Below are 18,753 nucleotides of genomic sequence, written 5' to 3'. Positions count from 1 at the left end.
CTCACCTCCTAATTTGTCTTACGGTTACTTATCTGAATGTTATGCAAATGTTCTTTATACGTTTTGGCAAATAAATGTTTATGTGTCCCATCTTTTTTGGTCACATAAAATAAATAATCTGTAGATTTTGGCTGCAGAGCCGCCACTACTGATTTCAGACTGGGACTTGCAATCGGTCCTGGCGGAAGTCCCTGATGCATATACGTATTATAAGGACTTTCTACAGCCAAATCCTTGTAATACAGTCGTTCCTTTTGCTTGTCCAGCATATATTGAACTGTAGCATCAATTTCCAGCTTTTTATCCTGTTGAAGGCGGTTATAAATAACGCCTGCTACGATAGGCCGCTCATCGTCTACAACCACCTCGCGCTCTACCAGAGAAGCAACTGTCAGCAACTGATGCAGTGTTTCACCGCGTTGCTGCAACCCGGCATCCAGATCAGAAATGGTATCCAGACGTTTTTGCGTCTGCTCCAGCATCGTCTGAATGATATCCTTGGTTGTGCTTCCTTTTTTCAGTTCATAGGTTTCCGGGAAAAGATAGCCTTCCAGCGCATAGCGAAGCCCCGTCTGCTTTGGTATGTCCCGCACCAGCGCGACGTCAAAAGCGGACGGATCGTTGGCCAGCTGCAAAAATTGCTGCCGGTCCGCCAGTCCTTCCTTTTGCAGTTTATCTGCCATCTGTCTAATCGTAAAACCCTCCGGGATTGTAAAACGAATCATTTCCTCTTTGACTACATCCCCAGCCGATAGCTTGGCAATCAACTGATCAAAGGTTGCGCCAGGCTGCGCTTCATATTTTCCAGCCTGAAATGCGTTTCCTTGCTGTTTGAATTTTACATAAGCCTTAAACACAAGCGCATTACGTATAAGTCCCTTTTGCTTCAGCGTATCTGCAATAGCCGATGTTCCCGTACCTCTTACCACCGTAAAAGCAACGGGTTGTGTTTTCGGCTGAACAGGCTGCATGGCATTCCATATATAGAGGAGTGCACCTCCTGCTATGCAAACAAGCAGGAGAAGCAACGTAAGCATCCTTGTCCTTCGCTTCACATCCACCCAACTCCTTCACAGCCAAAAAGGGCGGACTGGTCCGCCCTTTCAGGTTTGATCTCCTCGTTATCCAGACTTACAGCTCTTCCGGCAACGTACATTCGTCGTACAGCTCAGAAATATCTTCCCACTCATCATCATCTTCAATGGTGGTGATGGAGATTTCGCCGTCTGTGGATGAGCTTACATGATATAATTCATGTTCGCCAGCAGCAGCGCCAGGTCTACGCAATACGGCGTACCGTTGCTCACCTACCTTGAACTCTGCTTCCAACTCCATGCGTAACGCATGACCCTGTTCATCCTGCAACTCTACGTCACCATCAAAAGCTTCTTTCAAATCAGAGGTCCAGCTCAGGTCTTCACGTGAATAGCTCGTCATTTCCCGTCTTCCTCTTCTTCTTCCTCTACAAATGTATTAAAGGTCTCTTCGACGATTTCCCATTCGGCATCGTCTTGGATCACAAACAATTTAATATCATCGCCTTCTTCCTCGTAACGGAAGGCGTACACATCGGACTCATCAGCTTCAGGGTCCACTGGCGCAACCATCATGTACTTTGCTTCGGAACCATCTACCTCAAACTTCATAATGACCTCGAACTCTTCCTCGTTGCCCTCGTCATCGGCAATATAAATAATTTCCGGCTCTTCTTCCATACCCAATTGATTTTCAGCCATTACGAAATCCCCCTCACCTTGTACTGTGTGCGTCCAAATAATTTTGCAAGATCAGGCTTGCGGCCAGTTTATCTACCACCTGCTTGCGTTTTTTGCGGCTGACGTCGGCCTCCAGAAGCGCACGCTCTGCCGAACGCGTCGTCAGCCGTTCATCCCAAAGGTGAACGGGTAAACCCAGTAACTCCTTGAGCCGGTTCGCAAACTCAATGCAAATCTCACCGCGTGGACCCACGGTTCCGTTCATATTTTTCGGCAAGCCTACAACAACCTCACCAATTTCATGTTCACGAACCAAATTTGCAATTTTACCGAACTCGCTGTCGTCACCGCGTCGTTCTATGACTTCCAATCCTTGGGCGGTCCAGCCGAAGGCATCACTTACGGCGACCCCAATTCGGCGATCCCCGTAATCCAATCCCATTACTTTCATGCCTGTCTCCTAACGATGCTTAGCGAGATAGAAACGAACCAGCTCTTCAATCAATTCATCGCGTTCTTTTTTACGCACCAGGCTTCTAGCATTATTATGCCGTGGCACATAAGCCGGATCACCGGATAGCAAATACCCGACGATTTGATTGATCGGATTGTATTCTTTTTCTACCAGCGCATCATATACGGTCAACAAAATCTCCTGAGCAGAAGCTTCCTTCTCATCCGCCTTGACATTAAATTTGACCGTTTTGTCCATGGAATCCATTGTTGACACCTCGCTTCCACAAAACATGTGTACATGTTTATGCCAGCTTATTCTTTTATATCATACCATAAGCAAAGCCCTTCAAGGAAATGTCTAAGTCCGTTTTTTTCCAAAAATCCGCAAAAATTATCGAACTTTATCCTTGTGAGGCTGCTGACACCAATTCATGTGCACGTTGAAGTGCTTCGTCCAGCTTGCTCGCATCCTTACCCCCGGCTTGCGCCATGTCAGGTCGTCCGCCGCCACCGCCGCCGCATACGGCCGCAATTTCTTTCACGAGCTTACCTGCATGAAGTCCTGCCTTGGTATGCTCAGCTGGGACAGCAACGACAAAATTAACTTTGTCGTCCATTGCAGCGCCTAGCACCAGCACAGCTGCAGGAAGCTTACTTTTCAGCTCATCAGCAATCGCACGCAGCGCATCCATGCTGGAGGCCTGCACGCGTGCAGCCAACAACTGCACTCCGCCAGCTTGCACGACCTGATCAGTCAGCTGACCCGCCTCAATAGCGCTCAGCTTGCTTTGCAGTGATTCATTTTCACGACTGAGGTCTTTAATTTGTTGTTGCAAAGATTCGATGCGTTTTGGCACCTCGGACAGCTTGGATTTAACCAGCCCAGCCGACACCTTCAACAGCTCTAATTGACCTTCCATATACTCAAAACCAAAACGTCCGGTCACTGCTTCAATACGACGTACACCTGACCCGATCCCGCTCTCGCTAACAAGCTTGAACAAGCCAATTTGCGAAGTATTGCTGACATGACATCCTCCGCACAGCTCGATGCTGTAATCGCCAACCTTAACGACCCGTACAATATCACCATATTTCTCGCCAAACAACGCCATCGCTCCAAGCGCCTTGGCTTCGTCAATCGGTTTCAGTTCAATAGTCACATCCAGTTGGCTCCAGATGGCACGGTTAACCCGCAGTTCAATATCCGCCAGCTCTTCTGGGGTAATGCTACCAAAATGGGAGAAGTCAAAACGCAGACGCCCAGGTTCTACCAAGGAACCCGCCTGATTGACATGGTCACCCAGTACTTCTTTAAGCGCTTTGTGAAGCAAATGCGTAGCCGTATGGTTTTTCTCAATTTCTCCACGTGAAGCTTGATCTACTTCAGCTTTTACCGTATCGCCTACGTTCAGCTCACCAGCCTCTACAACGACTTGATGCACATGCTGACCTTGCGGCGCCTTGAACAGCCCTTCAACCTTCGCGGTTACCGTTCCGCCACGCAGTAAACCATGGTCACTCACTTGCCCGCCGCTTTCGGCATAGAAAGGAGTCACATCCAGCACGACCTGACAGGACTGTCCTTCACTAACACTCTCCACCAGCATATCATCATATACAATTGCCACAATTTTGGACTCAGTTACGAGGTCATTATATCCAACAAAATCACTTTTAACCGCCAGATCAGACAAAGCTCCGCCCTGAATCTTCATGCTGGCATTATCTTGATGAGCATCGCGCGCACGTTGACGCTGTTCCTGCATCGCTTCATCAAAGCCTTCACGGTCTACTTTCAAGCCCTGCTCGTCCGCATAATCCTCTGTGAGGTCGAATGGGAACCCGTACGTATCATATAGCTTGAAAGCATCTGCTCCGCTAATGACGTTGCGGCCTTCAGCCTTTGCCTGAGCACTGATATCAGCCAAAATAGCTAATCCGTCAGTCAATGTTTCATGGAAACGCTCTTCTTCTGTTTTAATCACCTTGATGATGAAATCACGCTTGTCTACGACCTCAGGGTAGTATACGCCCATGATATCCCCAACGGTTTCCACCAGTTCAAACATAAATGGACGGTTCATGCCCAGCATTTTTCCATAACGAACAGCCCGGCGCAGCAAACGGCGAATGACGTAACCCCGTCCTTCATTGGAAGGAAGTACACCGTCACCAATCGCGAAAGCAACAGTACGAACATGGTCAGCAATGACCTTGAGAGCCACATCACTGTCCACATTGTCGTTATATTTAACGCCTGCCATCGCAGCCGTTTTCTGGATTAGTGGCTGGAAGATATCCGTATCAAAGTTGGAATCCACATTTTGCAAAATGGATGCAAAACGTTCCAAACCAGCCCCTGTATCTATATTTTTATTAGGAAGCGGCGTGTAGCTGCCATCTTTGTTATGGTTGAATTGCGAGAATACGAGGTTCCACACTTCCAGATAGCGCTCATTTTCTCCGCCCGGATACATTTCAGGGTCCGTCATGTCGCTGCCGTAGGCTTCGCCACGATCATAAAAAATTTCCGTACAAGGTCCGCAAGGTCCTTCACCGATATCCCAGAAGTTATCTTCCAGTTTGATGATACGTTCAGCCGGAAGTCCAACTTTTTCGTTCCACAGCTTGTACGCTTCCTCATCCTCAGGATATACCGTTACAGCCAGACGCTCTGGATCAAAGCCGATCCATTTCGGGTCTGTCAGAAACTCCCATGCCCATGTGATGACTTCTTCCTTAAAATAGTCGCCAATGGAAAAGTTGCCGAGCATTTCGAAAAACGTGTGATGACGGCGGGTTTTACCGACATTTTCAATGTCGTTCGTCCGAATACATTTTTGCGAATTAGCGATACGTGGATTTTCTGGTTTTACACGTCCGTCAAAATAAGGCTTAAGCGGCGCCATACCCGCATTAATCCACAGCAGGGAAGGATCTTTATGTGGAACAAGCGGTGCGCTTGGTTCAATCACATGTCCTTTGCTTTCAAAAAACTCCAGCCATTTGGAGCGGATTTCACTAGCTTTCATATAAGTAGCCTCCTAATTATGGTGTCACTGGTTTCTGGCACAGGCCATAAAAAATAGAAAAACGCCCCTGAACGGATCAGGGACGATTGTATCGCGGTACCACCCTGGTTATCGCCGTCCCTTCTGTACGAAATGCTACATGTGCAAGCGCACACCAACATCTGCTAACGGACGATCGATCGCCTTGTTTTCACTGGTAACGGGAGCATCCCGGCGGGTTCAGCCCGCACTCCGAAATGAGCTTTCCCTACTGGATAAACACATTTAAACATACTCAATTCAGTATATCCGTGTCATTTAGCCGTGTCAACGCGATTTCAGACAGCACGCATCCGGGATATAGACGAAATCAGATCGTTTTTCGCTTCACGTAATATGCAAAAAAATGCTGAAGCCCTACCTTCAAAACCGCCATCACAGGAACTGCCAAGATCAAGCCAGCAATTCCCGCAATTTCCCCACCGACTAGCAGAGCGAAAATAATGGCTAGCGGATGCAGATGCAACGTTCGTCCCACCACCTGAGGAGAGATTACATTACTTTCCAACACTTGAATACAGGCATTAACGACTACGACTAAAAGTACCATTTTCAAGGAAACCGTAGAAGCCATAATTACCGCTGGTGCAGCGCCCAAAAAGGGGCCCAAATATGGAACAATATTAAAAAGAGCCACTACTCCGGCCAGCAACAGCGCATAAGGCATGCCAATCAGCATATATCCAATATACGCCATCACGCCAATAATGACGCACACCAGCAATTGGCCCCTGACATAGTTGCCAAGCGCCTGATCAATTTCCTTAAGTACTGATACAATCGCCTTACGACGAGAACGCGGGAGATAAGATACAATCGTCCGTTCAAACACGTCAAAATCCTTTAAAATATAAAAAATAAGAAAAGGGACAATAAACACATTGAACAGCATGTTGATCATCCCACCAATGTTGTCCATAAAGGTAGAAATCCCAGTAGCCATCCGATTCTCCAGTTGGAAAAACCATTGATTCATCCCCGTTCGCACCCCTTGGGGTAAAATACCGCTGTCCATATTCGTCATTAGTCCCTGTGCATGCATGGTCAGCTCAGGCAGATGCTCATTCAGCTCATCCAGTTGTTCAATGAACATTGGAATCAGATTCATCAGGATCACAATAAGACTGGCCAAAAACACAGCATAAATGAGCAGTACAGCTACACTACGAGGCACCTTTCGACCGCCCAGCATACTGACTACAGGATTAAGTACATAGGAGATGATCATCGCTACCGCAAACGGAGCAATGATTGTTTTCAGAAATTCATACAAATGCAAAAACAAAGGTCTCAGCAGCCAGATAAAATATAGAATGACAAGTCCCAGCAGCGTCCATATGCCGTACCGGAACAGTCTACTTTTCGTTAATTGGTCCATTTTGTGCCCCCTTACCGGACTAGCCTCCTTTAAGTATATGCCTGTACCTCTAGTTTAATCCTTCCCGCCAGTCTAAGGTGTTCCATAAATAACCATTGTGAAAAATTGATGAAAATGGATGAAAACAATAAACAAAGTCATTCGATCTGACGATATAAGTACAAAGCACTATCCTAAGCTTTCACATTTCTGAAACATCGGGGGTCGTTACATGAACTTAAAAATGAAGCTTATTCTTCTTTTCACTTGCATTGTAATCGTTGCAGCCGGGCCTTTATCCGTCATTAGCATGACAAGCGTTAAAAATCAGGCCAATCATGATATCCAAGAGCTTATGAACAGCAAAGCTTCCGAAACCGTGAATCAGCTCGACGGATGGACAGGCGGCAAAGCTGAAATTATCGAAACATTAGCTGCGAGTCTGGAATCCAGTGATATTTCATCAGATGCCAAAATAGCATCTCTGAAAGCAGCTTTCCAAAACTATAAGGATCAAAATATTTCCAACATTTATGCAGGCTATGAAGATGGTTCTTACTGGGATGGATCTGGCTGGTTTGAAGCAAATTATGATCCTCGCGCTCGCCCGTGGTACAAGGATGCCAAAACCAAGGGAGAAATGTATTATTCATCACCTTACACTGACGCAGGCAGTAATGACTTCACCATTTCCATCGCTAAACCGCTCAAGGATGCCAACGGCTCGATCACCGGGGTAGTCAGCGAAGATATTATGCTCAACGATATGACAAAAATGATTCAAAGCATAAATCTGAACGGATTGGGCTACGCATTTCTGATTGACCAAAAGGGAGTCGTAATCGCGCATCCAGATAACAAGCTGGCTGGCAAAAACCTCAAGGAAACCCCCGAGTTAGGATCATCGACCGCGGCCCTGCTCAGCGCAGCTTCGGGAAAAACAGACTATAGCTACAATGGCAGTGACCGTCAGCTTTATTTTAAAAAAATGCCTAGCACAGGCTGGATTGTAGGCCTGTCTATTTCCAAAGATATAGCTTTTCAGGAGTATTACTCCACTCGTAATCAGTTGATTATTACTGTTGCTATCATTTTAGTCGTTGCTATGCTGCTGGCGACCTGGGCGGCAAACAACTTTATCAAGCCGATTCGCAGACTCCAAGCTAATGTCAAACGGATAGCTGAAGGCGATATGACCGCCCGTGTGGATATTAAGGGTAAAGATGAAATTGCCAGCCTGGGGACAGATTTTAACCTCATGTCAGACAATCTCACTCACCTGTTGCGTAAGGTATCAGATACAGCTAGCGATGTCAGTTCCGCTTCCCATGATATGCATCAACACGCCAAAGATACGGGAACTATTGCCTCACAAATTTCCAGTGCAGTTCAGGAGCTGGCTCAAGGAGCAAGCGACCAAGCTGAGGCCGTATATTCCGGTTCTGAAAAGCTGACACACATGACAGGCTCCATCAACCAGATTGGCGAAAGTGTCAAACGGACCCAAACTGCTGTATTCGAAACAGATTCTGCTGTACTGGCCGGATATGAAACGGCAGAGCGCCAAGCGAAACTGGCAGCCGAGTCCAGACAAACGACCACTGCGGCAGGAGAGGCGGTAGATTCACTCACGTTGAAAACTCAGGATATTGAGCGGCTGGCCGGAGCCATCCACGATATCGCCGCACAAACAAACCTGCTGGCCCTCAATGCATCCATCGAAGCGGCACGGGCCGGGGAACACGGACGGGGTTTTGCCGTCGTCGCGGGCGAAGTGAGAAAGCTAGCCGAACAAGCGGGCAATTCCAGTGACAATATCATGAGTAAGCTGGAAGAAATTAAAATTGCGGGAGTACAAAGCGCAGAGGAAATGAAGAAGGCTCTTGCTGTAACTGTAGAACAGGAGCATGCTGCCATTGCAACGAGACAGGCGTTTGAATCCATACGTGGCGCTTCTCAACACATGCTTGCCCAAATTGAAGACGTTTCTGCTGCAGCAGATCATCTCCGTGTGAATGCCGGACATATTTCAGATGTCATCTCTAGCGTTGTCGCTGTTTCTGAGCAAAGTGCAGCATCTACCGAGGAAGTAGCTTCCTCAGTACAAGAACAAGGTCATGCTATGAACAATATTGCCGACCTTTCTGCCAAACTTGATTCTCATGCAGATCTTCTATTGGAAGAGGTCAAACGCTTTAAATTGTAGAACTAGCCATCTTCGCAAAATAGGATATACAAAAGAGGGTGCCCCCAGGCCAAAAGGCCTTTCGGGACACCCTCTCCATTTTTTATTAAGCATGATCCAACCCACTAAGCTGTATTTTAAGCAATAGGTGGGAGATCACACCTCTTCGTAAACAGCCTGTCCACTTTCCGAATCAAGCTTAGGAAGAAGCGTGAATTTGCGGCAAGTCCTGTTGTGCCATCTCATCTCCAAAGAATAAGTCGTCCAGCGAACTGAGCGTTCCATCCTCTTCCACTTGGTAGACAGACATTTTTTCACCATTCACTTGAAGTTCGATAAAGCATCCCCAGCAATAAAATTGATGGGAGCCAATTTTTCCGATATCTTTCGAATTACAATTCGGACATCTCAATAAACTCACCCTATCCATTAACAGAATATATGGCTTTTTCCAGACGCTGCTCGCTTAACGGGGGAACCATAACAGCATTTTCCCCGATGGACATATCTTCGGTGCAGGGCAGCCATTTCCGCCCTTCTATAATATCCGATACAAAACCATCGCTGATTTCCAAGCCTATTATGTTATTGCCCATTTCCTGGTCAAAATAAACATCCGAGATGTGCCCGAGCATAAGCCCTTCCTCTGTTAGCACGGATAAATCCTTCAGTTTACCGGGTCCAAGCAAGTACGTATGTTGTATATCATGGGCCTCTGTTTTACGGACGGCCTGCTGATTGCGAATCATGATCGCATCCTCACCATAGGCAACGATGTCATCCCAAGCCACCATTTTGACATGAGATGAAAAAAGCCCTTTACCTTCTAGCTCAATCCCTGTAATTCTCCAATCAGCTGTCAACATAAAGTCATGTATTTTACCAATCTGCTTCCCGTCCTCGACATCGAAAACAGCAAGTCCGATCATGTCTTGAAGCTTCATATATCGGGTCCCTCCTCATTCTGCAATCCGAACGAAGGTGCGGTCCTTTTCCTACATGCCTGTCAGACCTTGCTTTTCGTTCATGCAATGAAATGGAAAACCGCCCCTCCCTTCTTACTAAAATGCGGAGAAATCCCTAGTTCCTAGTACGCAGCCGCTTCCATATGGTTTCAATTTTCTTGGCCGTGTATTCCATTTCTTCCGTAGTATTACCCAAACCGAAGCTAAACCGAATCGCTGAATTCAAAACATCTTCAGGCAGATCCATCGCCTGCAATACATGCGATAGCTCTAGAGACCCCGAAGTGCAGGCTGATCCACTGGCCGCTGCGATTCCTTCCATATCGAGATTCATCAGCATGGTCTCTGTACCAATGGCCGGAAAGCTAATATTTAGCACATTAGGCACAAAATATTCAGGATCACCGTTAATTATAAACTCATGGCTACCCAGAGAGCCTTCCAACGCTTTTAGCAACGTTTGGCGAAGAGCCATATCGTGTGCTCCTCGTTCCTCAATGGAAGCATTGGCAAGAGTTGCGGCTTTAGCCAGCCCAGCAATGCCGGCGATATTTTCTGTTCCGGCACGACGCTTCTTCTCCTGAAGTCCCCCATGCATTAGCGGCTGAATGCGTGTACCCTGACGGATATACAATGCACCCACCCCTTGCGGTCCGTTAATCTTATGGCCAGACACACTAAGTAAGTCAATCGGGAGGTTCCCGCAGTCGATGGCTATATGCCCGAAGGCTTGAACTGCATCTACATGAAATATAATTCCATGCTCTCTCGCAATCTGTCCTACTTCTTGAACCGGCTGAATGACGCCCACCTCATTGTTGGCATACATCATGCTGATCAAAAAAGTATCCGGGCGAATAGCTGCCTCAATATCCGCAGGATTCACACGCCCAAAACCATTGACCGGGACATAGGTTACCTGGTATCCCGCTTTTTCCAGTTCATCGCAAGCATGAAGCACGGCGTGATGTTCAATCGCGGTTGTAATAATATGGCCGGAAGTACGACCATCTGCCGTAGCCGTCCCAAACAGGGCCAGATTATCACTCTCTGTCCCTCCGCTCGTAAATATAATTTCTTCAGGCTTGCAGCCCAAAGAGGCCGCAACGGCATCCCGCGCTGCGCTGACGGTGCGCTTGGCATCACGGCCAAAGGCATGAACGCTCGAAGCGTTGCCGAATTGACCGGTCATGATGTCCATCATAGTCTGCGCAACCTCAGGATGCATAGGAGTCGATGCGGCATGATCCAGATAAATTCTGTTCATGTTATCCACCTCAAATGTAGAACATGTAATTATCCAATTCATCATGTTCTTGGTATGTGATCAAGTCCTTAAGTGTTGTAGAATCCAGCACTTCAGCAATGCTGTCACGAATTCGCAGCCAGAGCTGGCGTTTAGCCGGATCGTCTTCTTCCGTAAAATCGACCGGAGAAATCGGACCTTCCAGCACACGAATGATGTCTCCTGCTGTTACGCCTGACGGTTCATTCGCCAAAATATAACCGCCATAAGCACCACGGATACTTTTTACCAAACCTGCATTACGCAAAGGCGCAATGAGCTGTTCCAGATAATGCTCTGATAGCTGATTTTTTTCGGCAATACTTTTCAAAGAAGTTGGACCTTCGCCAAACCTGGCTGCAAGCTCCATCATAATGGTCAGACCGTAACGGCCTTTCGTTGATATTTTCAATTGTGGCACCTCGCTTATAGTAACAATTCCGTTAAACACGCGGAATAATTGGAGTTGTAAACCTCTCTATTCCGATCCTAACCCTCAGCTTATGTTAACATATTAGGGCAGGTAAAGGGAAACATTACGGTAACAATCTTAAAAAAAGTTGCTTTCGAGCGATTAGGAACAAATTTAGCCCGTTTTATGTAGCTTTCTTGCATCGTTCGCCGTGTCATTTGTTCGTCCAAACATCGTAACTTATTATCGTTTATGTTACAATAGGTGGGTTCTACAACAATATTGAAAGAATTGGGTGATGACCATGGCTAAAGCCAATCATGAAACCCGTGTCGTCGTCGGCATGTCCGGTGGCGTCGACTCATCCGTTACCGCGCTGCTGCTAAAGGAGCAGGGCTATGACGTAATCGGCATCTTCATGAAAAATTGGGATGACACGGATGAATTTGGCCGTTGTACGGCTGAAGAGGATGCGGAGGATGTGCGCCGCGTCTGTGAACAGATCGACATTCCTTACTATACAGTCAATTTTGAAAAAGAATACTTCGATAAAGTATTCTCCTATTTTCTTGATGAATATAAAGCTGGACGCACACCCAATCCGGATGTCATGTGCAACCGTGAAATTAAATTCGGCGAGTTTCTGAACAAAGCGCTGGATTTGGGAGCAGATTATGTTGCTACTGGACATTATGCACGGGTTGTGGAAGAAGACGGCCGCTTTACTTTGCTGCGAGGTGTGGACAGCAACAAGGATCAGACTTATTTCCTGAATGCATTAAGCCAAGCACAGTTGTCGCGCACCATGTTCCCGATCGGCCATCTGCCGAAACCAGAAGTACGCAAAATTGCAGAAGCTGCGGGACTTTATACAGCCAAGAAAAAAGACAGCACAGGTGTATGTTTTATCGGCGAACGCAATTTCAAGGAGTTTCTGAGTGGTTATCTGCCTGCAAAAGGTGGAGATATGGTGGATATCGCTACGGGTGAAGTCAAAGGACGTCACGATGGTCTGATGTACTATACACTGGGCCAAAGACAAGGCTTGGGCATTGGCGGCTCAGGTTCAGGCGAACCATGGTTCGTAGCAGATAAAGATTTGGAGAAGAATATCCTGTATGTGGTACAAGGTGATCGTCACCACAGCCTGTATTCTACCAGCCTGATTGCCACGGATGTAAACTGGATTGAAGGCGCAGATGCACGTCCATCCGGCGAATTCCGCTGCACAGCCAAGTTCCGTTACCGCCAGCCTGATCAGCAAGTAACTTTACAATGGCTTCCGGATGGAACCGTGCATGTCGTATTCGATGTACATCAAAAGGCCATTACCCCTGGACAAGCTGTTGTATTTTATGACGGGGAACGTTGTCTGGGCGGCGGAACCATTGATAAGGTTGAAAAACTTCAGCCTGAAACGGTTTAAATGAATGACTATTTTGCATTGATATAGCAGGAATTAAAAAAGTCGTCTCTCCAGATTTATGGAGGGCGACTTTTTTTATAAAAGATGTTTTCAGTTTATAAGTTGTAAAGAATTCATAATCTGCTCTTTATGATGTCTGTCCTACTGGACAAACATCTCTTGTAAAAAGGTTTCCAAAGTGTACAGACTATTAGGAACTGGACGCATAAAATCCGATTCTGATACCATTTGGAGTTTAGCAATCATTTGCTTACGCTGAGCAATAGCTTCATTTAGCAAATCATGTGGTTTCATAGTTCTACCGAACGCTACAGATGAATCATTGAATGTCTGTACATCAGGATGCTCCTTGAGCATGACTTGTTCCTTATCGATAATCTGTATAAGCGCCTTAGTGAAGTTTTTATCCCAGCCCATAACATGACTGACCACATCTTGAATCGACCATTTACCTGCTATAGGTTCACAAGTTAACTCATCTGAGTACGGAGATAAAGCAGCAAGAAATGCAATCCATCCTTCTAAATCTTCAGAAGTCTTAGCTATCGTCGCCAAGTGAATTCCTCCTATTTGATAGGATTAGCATGGATACTTAAGTACTACCAACACTTCTTTTTAATTTTGTGCGAATAATAGCTTCATTAGATACAGCAATCAATAGCTCTTTTATTATAAGATTTTTTTACATTATCAAGTAGAACTCCTCACAAAAAAAGCCTAACTATGGACTTCAAAAAAATGAACACTAACTTATTCCCTCTGTAATTCTTTCAACTATTCCTTTATCAAAATCATCGAGTTCAGACATTAACAACTCGTACTGCTTTATAGATTCAGAAGTGTTCAATACTCGAAGTACAGCAATACTATAGTGTCCAAGCGTATCAATACCAAAAAGCTTATTTACCTTAGGGTCTCTGAACTGGCTAATATGTTTCAATTTTTCAATTATTTTCTCATTGCATAGTTTCTTTTTAGCGATCTGACTCATTGCATTCAACTGTACCTGATTATGCTGGATATCCAAACATTCCACCAATTGATCGTCGCCTATTTTCCCCTCTCGTATTTCCTTTGATAAAGTAAGTAGCTTCATTTTGTTATCTCCCATCAATCTAGTTTAACTGGCCCATAATTCTCTAAAAGATACTGCCGTTCATCCCTGTAATTGTTCCAAAGATGTTCTGCAAGGTCCTTATTTCCAATCCTCTCTGCTTCTTTTATCTCGACCATATAGGCTCTAAGTTCCATGATAATCCTATTTTTGAATTCATATGTTACATCCAAACTAGGAAAACCTTTAGCTTTATCATCAAGAAAATGTTGGTACTCATGCCGCAGTGCACTAATTGAAGCATCCTCATATATATTCAATTGCCCCGGCTTTCCTGATCCTTTGGGTGCATACGCCATAATATCTCTATCTAGAATTCTAACTTCAACCCCGGCTCCTTGCGTATTCTTAATAATGGTACCCCACTCTTCTGGATGAGAAAGTCGTCCAGGACCATATATATCCCTAAATGGATCAGCATTATTCTTACCTAACATCGTATCAGATAATCGATTCGAAGTCCCTTTAACTTCAAGACTAGCCCCAGATTTCACCTCATATTTCATTGACGAGCCCAATCCAATCTTAGGCTTAATTACTGAACTGACTCCCCCAAAGATTCCCGCTGTACCGATCATGTTAGCCCAATGTTCCTTTGACCATGCATTTGTAGGAAACATTGCTTCTCTGATTGTTCCATGTACACCAAAAGTCCAGAAGTTAAAAAAATCATTCCCTGAATCAAACTGCTTGGATGCACGCTCTGCATATCCTTGATACAAACCTTTCGGAATTCCAAACGTCCAATAGTCTAAAAATCCGCCTACAGAGTCATAGCGTTTTTCGTACCTGTCCTCCGCAGCAGACAAAAAATCCTCACCAAGTTCTACCAAACTATCTGCTGATTTTTCCAAAGCATTTCTAGTATCTGGAGCAGGGGGAGCACATGAATTAGGTGGAGGTGGTAAGCAGCTTGAATCAATATTACCTGCTTCCAGCAAATCAGCTAACCTGAATTTATCCGCATGACGACGCAATTCTTTTGCAACAGAATCTGTCAGTGTAACAAAGCCATTCATATTCTTCTGAGATGTTTGGAAACTATAATAGAATTGCTCTTTAGTCACTCCATCCCAGAATCGTTCCATAGATGAAATTTGTTGAATTAAAATGCTGTTCATTTGGGTCACTTTTTGCTGTGCAAGTTCAAATTGCTTGGAGATAGTCATAAGCTGCTCAGGTGTTACTTTAATAGTTGTCATATTATACCTCTGTTGAGAGTTCGTCATGACATAATAACACTCTTAAACTTTATGGAGAACCATCTTAATTCCTAATTGTTATAAGAAAGATTAACCTTACTGCCTATGTCTAAAGACTTAAGACTTAACTTTTTAATTCTGTTGAACCTGAAGAAAATTTCGTGACCAGAGGCATCCCCAGTAGAAAAATCGCTAATAAAGACCATACATACGAGATTTTTGATAACGTCCCCATTTGGGTATATGATGTAGACAAGATCATTACTTCAATTGAAAAGGAGCGTGCCTTTATGTCTGATTCATTAGGAATGCTGACACCGGGTAAAAAAGTTTCTTTGAAAGAATGGGACCCCAAGGATACGAAGAATATCAAAAACAAAGAAGAAATCCGACAGGAAACAGATCAATTGAAGGAACGCTTCGCGGAATTACAAAGCAAATTATTTACAGAGAAAAAACAAGCCGTTTTGTTTGTATTCCAGGGTATGGATTGCAGCGGAAAAGATGGCGTGATCAAGCAGGTGTTTTCTAATCTTAACCCTGCGGGGGTGACTGTACACAGCTTTAAATCACCTACGACGGAGGAATTAAGCCATGATTTCTTGTGGCGCGCCCATAGCGTAACTCCAGGACGCGGATATATTGCAGCTTTCAACCGTTCTTACTACGAGGATGTGCTGATCACACGTGTCCACGGGCAGGTATCCGATAAACAGGCCAAACGGAATATAAAACATATCAAGCATTTTGAACAATTGTTGCTGGATAGTGGTGTAAAGGTGGTTAAAATCTTTTTACATATTTCGAAGCAATTCCAGTTGGAAAAGCTGATTGACCGGATTGAGAAGCCTCGCAAAAACTGGAAGCTTGATCCGAGTGATTTGCAGGAACGAAAATTTTGGAAGCAATATACCCAATACTATGAGGAGGTACTAGAGCTAAGCGCAACCAAGCAAGCTCCATGGTATGTTGTTCCTTCAGACAATCGTTGGTATAGAGATTATACTGTACTGCGGATTGCTGTCCAAACGCTAGAGGAAATGAAGCTGTCCGACCCTGATCCACGACCTGAACTCAAAGCACTTTTACCTGAATTATACAAAGAACGAGATAAAAAATAGTTAAATAGGCACGCACTAAGCTTCCACCCTCCTATTTACGGCTGATAACGCCTTGTATAGGAGGGTGGAAGCTTCTATTGTGTGCTCACATGTCATTTTGAAAATTTATAAGATATAACTGACCCTGTACCCGATAGCTGCAGCTATAACTCCTACTATTACAGAAGACAATACATATACAGCCATACGTCGGTATTTTTTATGTTCCATCAGTTGAATAGATTCATAGCCGAATGTGGAAAAGGTGGTGTAGCCGCCACAAAAACCTGTTCCCAGCAGCATCCAGAGTGCAGGCGACAGATTGTGTTGCATAAACTCACCATACAGCCACCCTAACAGTAATGAACCGCTGATATTAATGATCCAGGTCCCCCACGGGAATACAGTACCCAACCTTTTTCCGACCCACATGCCAAGCCCGTATCTTGCTATTGTACCCACCATTCCGCCTGCCGCCGCCCACCAGATCATAAGCGTTTCCCCTTGGGGGCAGTCTGCGTCATTTTTGTGCCTAGACGGATACCTGCCCACGTTAAAAGTAAGCCTACGCCTACGCTCAGCAGTAGATACAACACAGCCGTCAGCATGCGATCATGAACCGTGAGGCGTACAGCATCCACTGCAAAGGTGGAAAAGGTGGTAAATCCCCCTGTAAAGCCTGTTCCGATGGCAAGTCGCAAATGTGGTTTGATCCGCCACGATCGCAAGGTTACCGTAAAGAACCAGCTTAGGAACAGACAGCCGAGCCAATTCATTAGCAGCACGCCAAGCGGAAAATCCGCCCCAGCCGCAGGCAACAGTAATTGCAGGCTGTAGCGAGCAGAGGTTCCGATCGCTCCACCCGCGGCGACGAATAGTACGTCTTTCATTTTTTATCCCCTTCTTCGCTCTTACCGGATCATGGTGTAACATGACAACAAATCGTACACATTCCGTATATTAAAGTCACCCATATATTAAGATTGTGAATCCCGCCAACGCTGATTTTGCCTGATTTTAGACTCATTTCCCTGCTCAGTGGCCTGGTAAAAGGTCTGATCTGCTATCGAATCGGGCAAATATTGCTGCCTTACATAGTGATTCGGAAAATTATGCGGATATTGATAGCCAACATGGCCGAGTTTTTCCGAGCCTTTGTAGTGTGCATCGCGCAGATGTAGCGGCACCTCGGCCGATTTCATATCGTCCATGGCCGACATGGCCCGTGAAATCGCCGTGTATACGGCATTCGACTTGGGACTTTCCACAGCGAATAAAATGGCCTGTGCAATGTTCAGTTTGGCCTCAGGCCAGCCGTTATTGCGGTAGGCTTCAAGCGCACTCACTGCTTGGACCATCGCCTGCGGGTTCGCCAGGCCAATGTCCTCGCTGCTTGCTGCGATAAGGCGGCGAATAAAGGTCATCGGGTCCATACCGAGCTTCTCTACGGCATACAGGAACCAGAATAGCGCCGCGTCGCTGGAACCGCGAATGCTTTTGTGAAAGGCAGACAGCACGTCATACTGTGTAGACTCGTCTGCCTTGACAATCGGGCGGCGGATGGATTCCTCTGCCACTTCCAGCGTCACATGAATTGTGCCATCTGCTAGTGGAGGTGTCGTGAGCGCCGCCAGTTCCAGCGCGTTCAAAGCACGGCGGATATCGCCATTCGCCATGGACGCGATGTGATCCAGTGCAGCTTCGTCTACCTGAAGCTGCATATAGCCGAGCCCCTTGTCCGCATCGCTCAAGGCGCGGCGCATAGCGGCCAGCGAATGCTCCTGGGTTAGCGCTTCAAGCTGGAACAGTGTAGAACGGCTCATTAAAGCGCCGTTGACGTAATGAAAAGGGTTTTCCGTCGTGGCGCCAATAAACACGATCGTCCCCTTTTCCACCGCAGGCAGCAATGCATCCTGGCGTGAACTGTTAAAACGATGTACCTCGTCAAGAAACAAAATGGTCTTTTTGCCATACATCGATTTATTCGTCTGTGCACGGTCAATGACTTCTCTTACATCCTTCACAGAGGCTTCTACTGCATTTAGACGGACGAAATCGCCTTGTGTGTGTTGAGAAATAATATGTGCCAGTGTCGTTTTTCCGCAGCCCGGTGGCCCGTAGAGCAATATAGAAGAAACCTGATCAGCCTCTATAGCTCTTCGCAACAGCTTGCCCGGACCCACAACATGCTCCTGTCCAATATATTCATCCAGCGAAGTCGGACGCAGGCGGTCTGCAAGCAACCGATTGTTTGGCGTTGATTCCTGGGAATATGAAAATAAGTCCATTTCATTCACTTCCTTATCATTTATGAACGAACACTTTCTTTTTTCATTGAAAACAAGTTCGCCCATACAGCTAAAAGACATGAAAATTCAATTTATCTACTGCATTAAAACGATGATAAACCGCCTCTTATTCTACCATATCGGTTAACAAGTTGCAGATAGCCTGGTCACGGT

General features: G+C 45.7%; 20 protein-coding genes. 3 read left to right on the top strand and 17 right to left on the bottom strand.

The window, feature by feature from the left end; translation table 11 throughout:
- Positions 1-8 precede the first annotated feature (8 nt).
- From mltG to KSP24_RS00230, 7 genes are all read right to left on the bottom strand, one after another.
- The gene (gene mltG / locus KSP24_RS00260; RefSeq protein ID WP_031462061.1) at positions 9-1,037 is read right to left on the bottom strand and encodes an endolytic transglycosylase MltG; all 1,029 of its coding nucleotides are present in this window, start codon (positions 1,035-1,037) and stop codon (positions 9-11) included.
- 94 nt (positions 1,038-1,131) lie between these two features.
- A complete protein-coding gene (locus KSP24_RS00255) occupies positions 1,132-1,437 on the bottom strand; it encodes a DUF1292 domain-containing protein (RefSeq protein WP_017426726.1) in 306 nt (101 codons plus the stop codon).
- Positions 1,434-1,736 (bottom strand): DUF1292 domain-containing protein, encoded by a 303-nt coding sequence (locus KSP24_RS00250; protein WP_013372606.1) that lies wholly within the window; start codon positions 1,734-1,736, stop codon positions 1,434-1,436. The genes KSP24_RS00255 and KSP24_RS00250 overlap by 4 nt, the downstream gene beginning before the upstream one ends.
- A 13-nt stretch (positions 1,737-1,749) precedes the next feature.
- Positions 1,750-2,166, bottom strand: coding sequence for a Holliday junction resolvase RuvX (gene ruvX, locus KSP24_RS00245; protein ID WP_016819084.1), 417 nt, complete (start codon positions 2,164-2,166; stop codon positions 1,750-1,752).
- A gap of 9 nt (positions 2,167-2,175) precedes the next feature.
- Positions 2,176-2,436 (bottom strand): IreB family regulatory phosphoprotein, encoded by a 261-nt coding sequence (locus KSP24_RS00240; RefSeq protein WP_007431624.1) that lies wholly within the window; start codon positions 2,434-2,436, stop codon positions 2,176-2,178.
- Positions 2,437-2,572: 136 nt separating this feature from the next.
- Complete coding sequence (gene alaS / locus KSP24_RS00235; protein WP_216974173.1) at positions 2,573-5,206, bottom strand: alanine--tRNA ligase; 2,634 nt, start codon at positions 5,204-5,206, stop codon at positions 2,573-2,575.
- A gap of 349 nt (positions 5,207-5,555) precedes the next feature.
- Complete coding sequence (locus tag KSP24_RS00230; RefSeq protein ID WP_013372609.1) at positions 5,556-6,623, bottom strand: AI-2E family transporter; 1,068 nt, start codon at positions 6,621-6,623, stop codon at positions 5,556-5,558.
- A 211-nt stretch (positions 6,624-6,834) separates the two neighbouring features.
- Here KSP24_RS00230 and KSP24_RS00225 point away from each other — a divergent pair, with 211 nt between their 5' ends.
- Positions 6,835-8,808 carry a methyl-accepting chemotaxis protein gene (locus KSP24_RS00225; protein ID WP_216974172.1) on the top strand — a complete coding sequence of 658 codons (1,974 nt, stop codon included), beginning with the start codon at positions 6,835-6,837 and terminating at the stop codon, positions 8,806-8,808.
- A 178-nt stretch (positions 8,809-8,986) separates the two neighbouring features.
- On the opposite strand, the gene KSP24_RS00220 is transcribed toward KSP24_RS00225, so the two are convergent.
- The 4 genes from KSP24_RS00220 to cymR form a co-directional block, all read right to left on the bottom strand.
- Entirely contained in the window at positions 8,987-9,199 is a 213-nt protein-coding gene (locus tag KSP24_RS00220) for a hypothetical protein (RefSeq protein WP_013311529.1), read from the bottom strand.
- 10 nt (positions 9,200-9,209) lie between these two features.
- Complete coding sequence (locus KSP24_RS00215) at positions 9,210-9,731, bottom strand: PRC-barrel domain-containing protein (RefSeq protein ID WP_013372611.1); 522 nt, start codon at positions 9,729-9,731, stop codon at positions 9,210-9,212.
- A 136-nt stretch (positions 9,732-9,867) separates the two neighbouring features.
- Complete coding sequence (locus tag KSP24_RS00210; protein ID WP_025676144.1) at positions 9,868-11,019, bottom strand: cysteine desulfurase family protein; 1,152 nt, start codon at positions 11,017-11,019, stop codon at positions 9,868-9,870.
- Positions 11,020-11,029: 10 nt separating this feature from the next.
- The gene (cymR, locus tag KSP24_RS00205; RefSeq protein WP_013372613.1) at positions 11,030-11,449 is read right to left on the bottom strand and encodes a cysteine metabolism transcriptional regulator CymR; all 420 of its coding nucleotides are present in this window, start codon (positions 11,447-11,449) and stop codon (positions 11,030-11,032) included.
- Between the two features lie 304 nt (positions 11,450-11,753).
- On the opposite strand from cymR, the gene mnmA reads away from it, so the two are divergent.
- A complete protein-coding gene (gene mnmA, locus KSP24_RS00200) occupies positions 11,754-12,875 on the top strand; it encodes a tRNA 2-thiouridine(34) synthase MnmA (RefSeq protein WP_025676145.1) in 1,122 nt (373 codons plus the stop codon).
- A 141-nt stretch (positions 12,876-13,016) separates the two neighbouring features.
- Here the strand turns inward: mnmA and KSP24_RS00195 are convergent, their stop codons facing one another.
- From KSP24_RS00195 to KSP24_RS00185, 3 genes are all read right to left on the bottom strand, one after another.
- Positions 13,017-13,430 carry a DinB family protein gene (locus tag KSP24_RS00195; protein ID WP_254207534.1) on the bottom strand — a complete coding sequence of 138 codons (414 nt, stop codon included), beginning with the start codon at positions 13,428-13,430 and terminating at the stop codon, positions 13,017-13,019.
- Between the two features lie 190 nt (positions 13,431-13,620).
- Complete coding sequence (locus KSP24_RS00190; protein ID WP_013311534.1) at positions 13,621-13,971, bottom strand: hypothetical protein; 351 nt, start codon at positions 13,969-13,971, stop codon at positions 13,621-13,623.
- 14 nt (positions 13,972-13,985) lie between these two features.
- Positions 13,986-15,191, bottom strand: a complete 1,206-nt coding sequence (locus tag KSP24_RS00185) for a WXG100 family type VII secretion target (RefSeq protein WP_216974171.1) — start codon at positions 15,189-15,191, stop codon at positions 13,986-13,988.
- 290 nt (positions 15,192-15,481) lie between these two features.
- On the opposite strand from KSP24_RS00185, the gene KSP24_RS00180 reads away from it, so the two are divergent.
- Positions 15,482-16,312, top strand: a complete 831-nt coding sequence (locus tag KSP24_RS00180) for a PPK2 family polyphosphate kinase (protein WP_013372619.1) — start codon at positions 15,482-15,484, stop codon at positions 16,310-16,312.
- 105 nt (positions 16,313-16,417) lie between these two features.
- Here KSP24_RS00180 and crcB (KSP24_RS00175) read toward each other — a convergent pair whose 3' ends face one another.
- The 3 genes from crcB (KSP24_RS00175) to KSP24_RS00165 form a co-directional block, all read right to left on the bottom strand.
- Positions 16,418-16,783, bottom strand: coding sequence for a fluoride efflux transporter CrcB (gene crcB, locus KSP24_RS00175; protein WP_216974170.1), 366 nt, complete (start codon positions 16,781-16,783; stop codon positions 16,418-16,420).
- Positions 16,780-17,181: a fluoride efflux transporter CrcB gene (gene crcB, locus KSP24_RS00170; RefSeq protein WP_216974169.1), complete on the bottom strand. Its 402-nt coding sequence runs from the start codon at positions 17,179-17,181 to the stop codon at positions 16,780-16,782. Before crcB (KSP24_RS00170) ends, crcB (KSP24_RS00175) begins: the two co-directional genes overlap by 4 nt.
- 87 nt (positions 17,182-17,268) lie before the next feature.
- On the bottom strand, positions 17,269-18,579 hold the full coding sequence (locus KSP24_RS00165; RefSeq protein ID WP_090738437.1) for a replication-associated recombination protein A: 1,311 nt from the start codon (positions 18,577-18,579) through the stop codon (positions 17,269-17,271).
- Positions 18,580-18,753 lie beyond the last annotated feature (174 nt).

Source organism: Paenibacillus sp. AK121 (assembly GCF_019042715.1).
GTDB lineage: Bacteria > Bacillota > Bacilli > Paenibacillales > Paenibacillaceae > Paenibacillus > Paenibacillus polymyxa_C.
Note: the sequence above shows the minus strand (reverse complement) of the source record. Positions and strands in the feature narration are given on the sequence as shown.

What these genes read in the sequence shown, in the direction of transcription:
- mltG (WP_031462061.1), bottom strand. Translation starts at nt 1,037, where the DNA reads ATGCTTACGTTGCTTCTCCTGCTTGTTTGCATAGCAGGAGGTGCACTC.
- KSP24_RS00255 (WP_017426726.1), bottom strand. Translation starts at nt 1,437, where the DNA reads ATGACGAGCTATTCACGTGAAGACCTGAGCTGGACCTCTGATTTGAAA.
- KSP24_RS00250 (WP_013372606.1), bottom strand. Translation starts at nt 1,736, where the DNA reads ATGGCTGAAAATCAATTGGGTATGGAAGAAGAGCCGGAAATTATTTAT.
- ruvX (WP_016819084.1), bottom strand. Translation starts at nt 2,166, where the DNA reads ATGAAAGTAATGGGATTGGATTACGGGGATCGCCGAATTGGGGTCGCC.
- KSP24_RS00240 (WP_007431624.1), bottom strand. Translation starts at nt 2,436, where the DNA reads ATGGATTCCATGGACAAAACGGTCAAATTTAATGTCAAGGCGGATGAG.
- alaS (WP_216974173.1), bottom strand. Translation starts at nt 5,206, where the DNA reads ATGAAAGCTAGTGAAATCCGCTCCAAATGGCTGGAGTTTTTTGAAAGC.
- KSP24_RS00230 (WP_013372609.1), bottom strand. Translation starts at nt 6,623, where the DNA reads ATGGACCAATTAACGAAAAGTAGACTGTTCCGGTACGGCATATGGACG.
- KSP24_RS00225 (WP_216974172.1), top strand. Translation starts at nt 6,835, where the DNA reads ATGAACTTAAAAATGAAGCTTATTCTTCTTTTCACTTGCATTGTAATC.
- KSP24_RS00215 (WP_013372611.1), bottom strand. Translation starts at nt 9,731, where the DNA reads ATGAAGCTTCAAGACATGATCGGACTTGCTGTTTTCGATGTCGAGGAC.
- KSP24_RS00210 (WP_025676144.1), bottom strand. Translation starts at nt 11,019, where the DNA reads ATGAACAGAATTTATCTGGATCATGCCGCATCGACTCCTATGCATCCT.
- mnmA (WP_025676145.1), top strand. Translation starts at nt 11,754, where the DNA reads ATGGCTAAAGCCAATCATGAAACCCGTGTCGTCGTCGGCATGTCCGGT.
- KSP24_RS00190 (WP_013311534.1), bottom strand. Translation starts at nt 13,971, where the DNA reads ATGAAGCTACTTACTTTATCAAAGGAAATACGAGAGGGGAAAATAGGC.
- KSP24_RS00185 (WP_216974171.1), bottom strand. Translation starts at nt 15,191, where the DNA reads ATGACAACTATTAAAGTAACACCTGAGCAGCTTATGACTATCTCCAAG.
- KSP24_RS00180 (WP_013372619.1), top strand. Translation starts at nt 15,482, where the DNA reads ATGTCTGATTCATTAGGAATGCTGACACCGGGTAAAAAAGTTTCTTTG.
- crcB (WP_216974170.1), bottom strand. Translation starts at nt 16,783, where the DNA reads ATGATCTGGTGGGCGGCGGCAGGCGGAATGGTGGGTACAATAGCAAGA.
- crcB (WP_216974169.1), bottom strand. Translation starts at nt 17,181, where the DNA reads ATGAAAGACGTACTATTCGTCGCCGCGGGTGGAGCGATCGGAACCTCT.
- KSP24_RS00165 (WP_090738437.1), bottom strand. Translation starts at nt 18,579, where the DNA reads ATGGACTTATTTTCATATTCCCAGGAATCAACGCCAAACAATCGGTTG.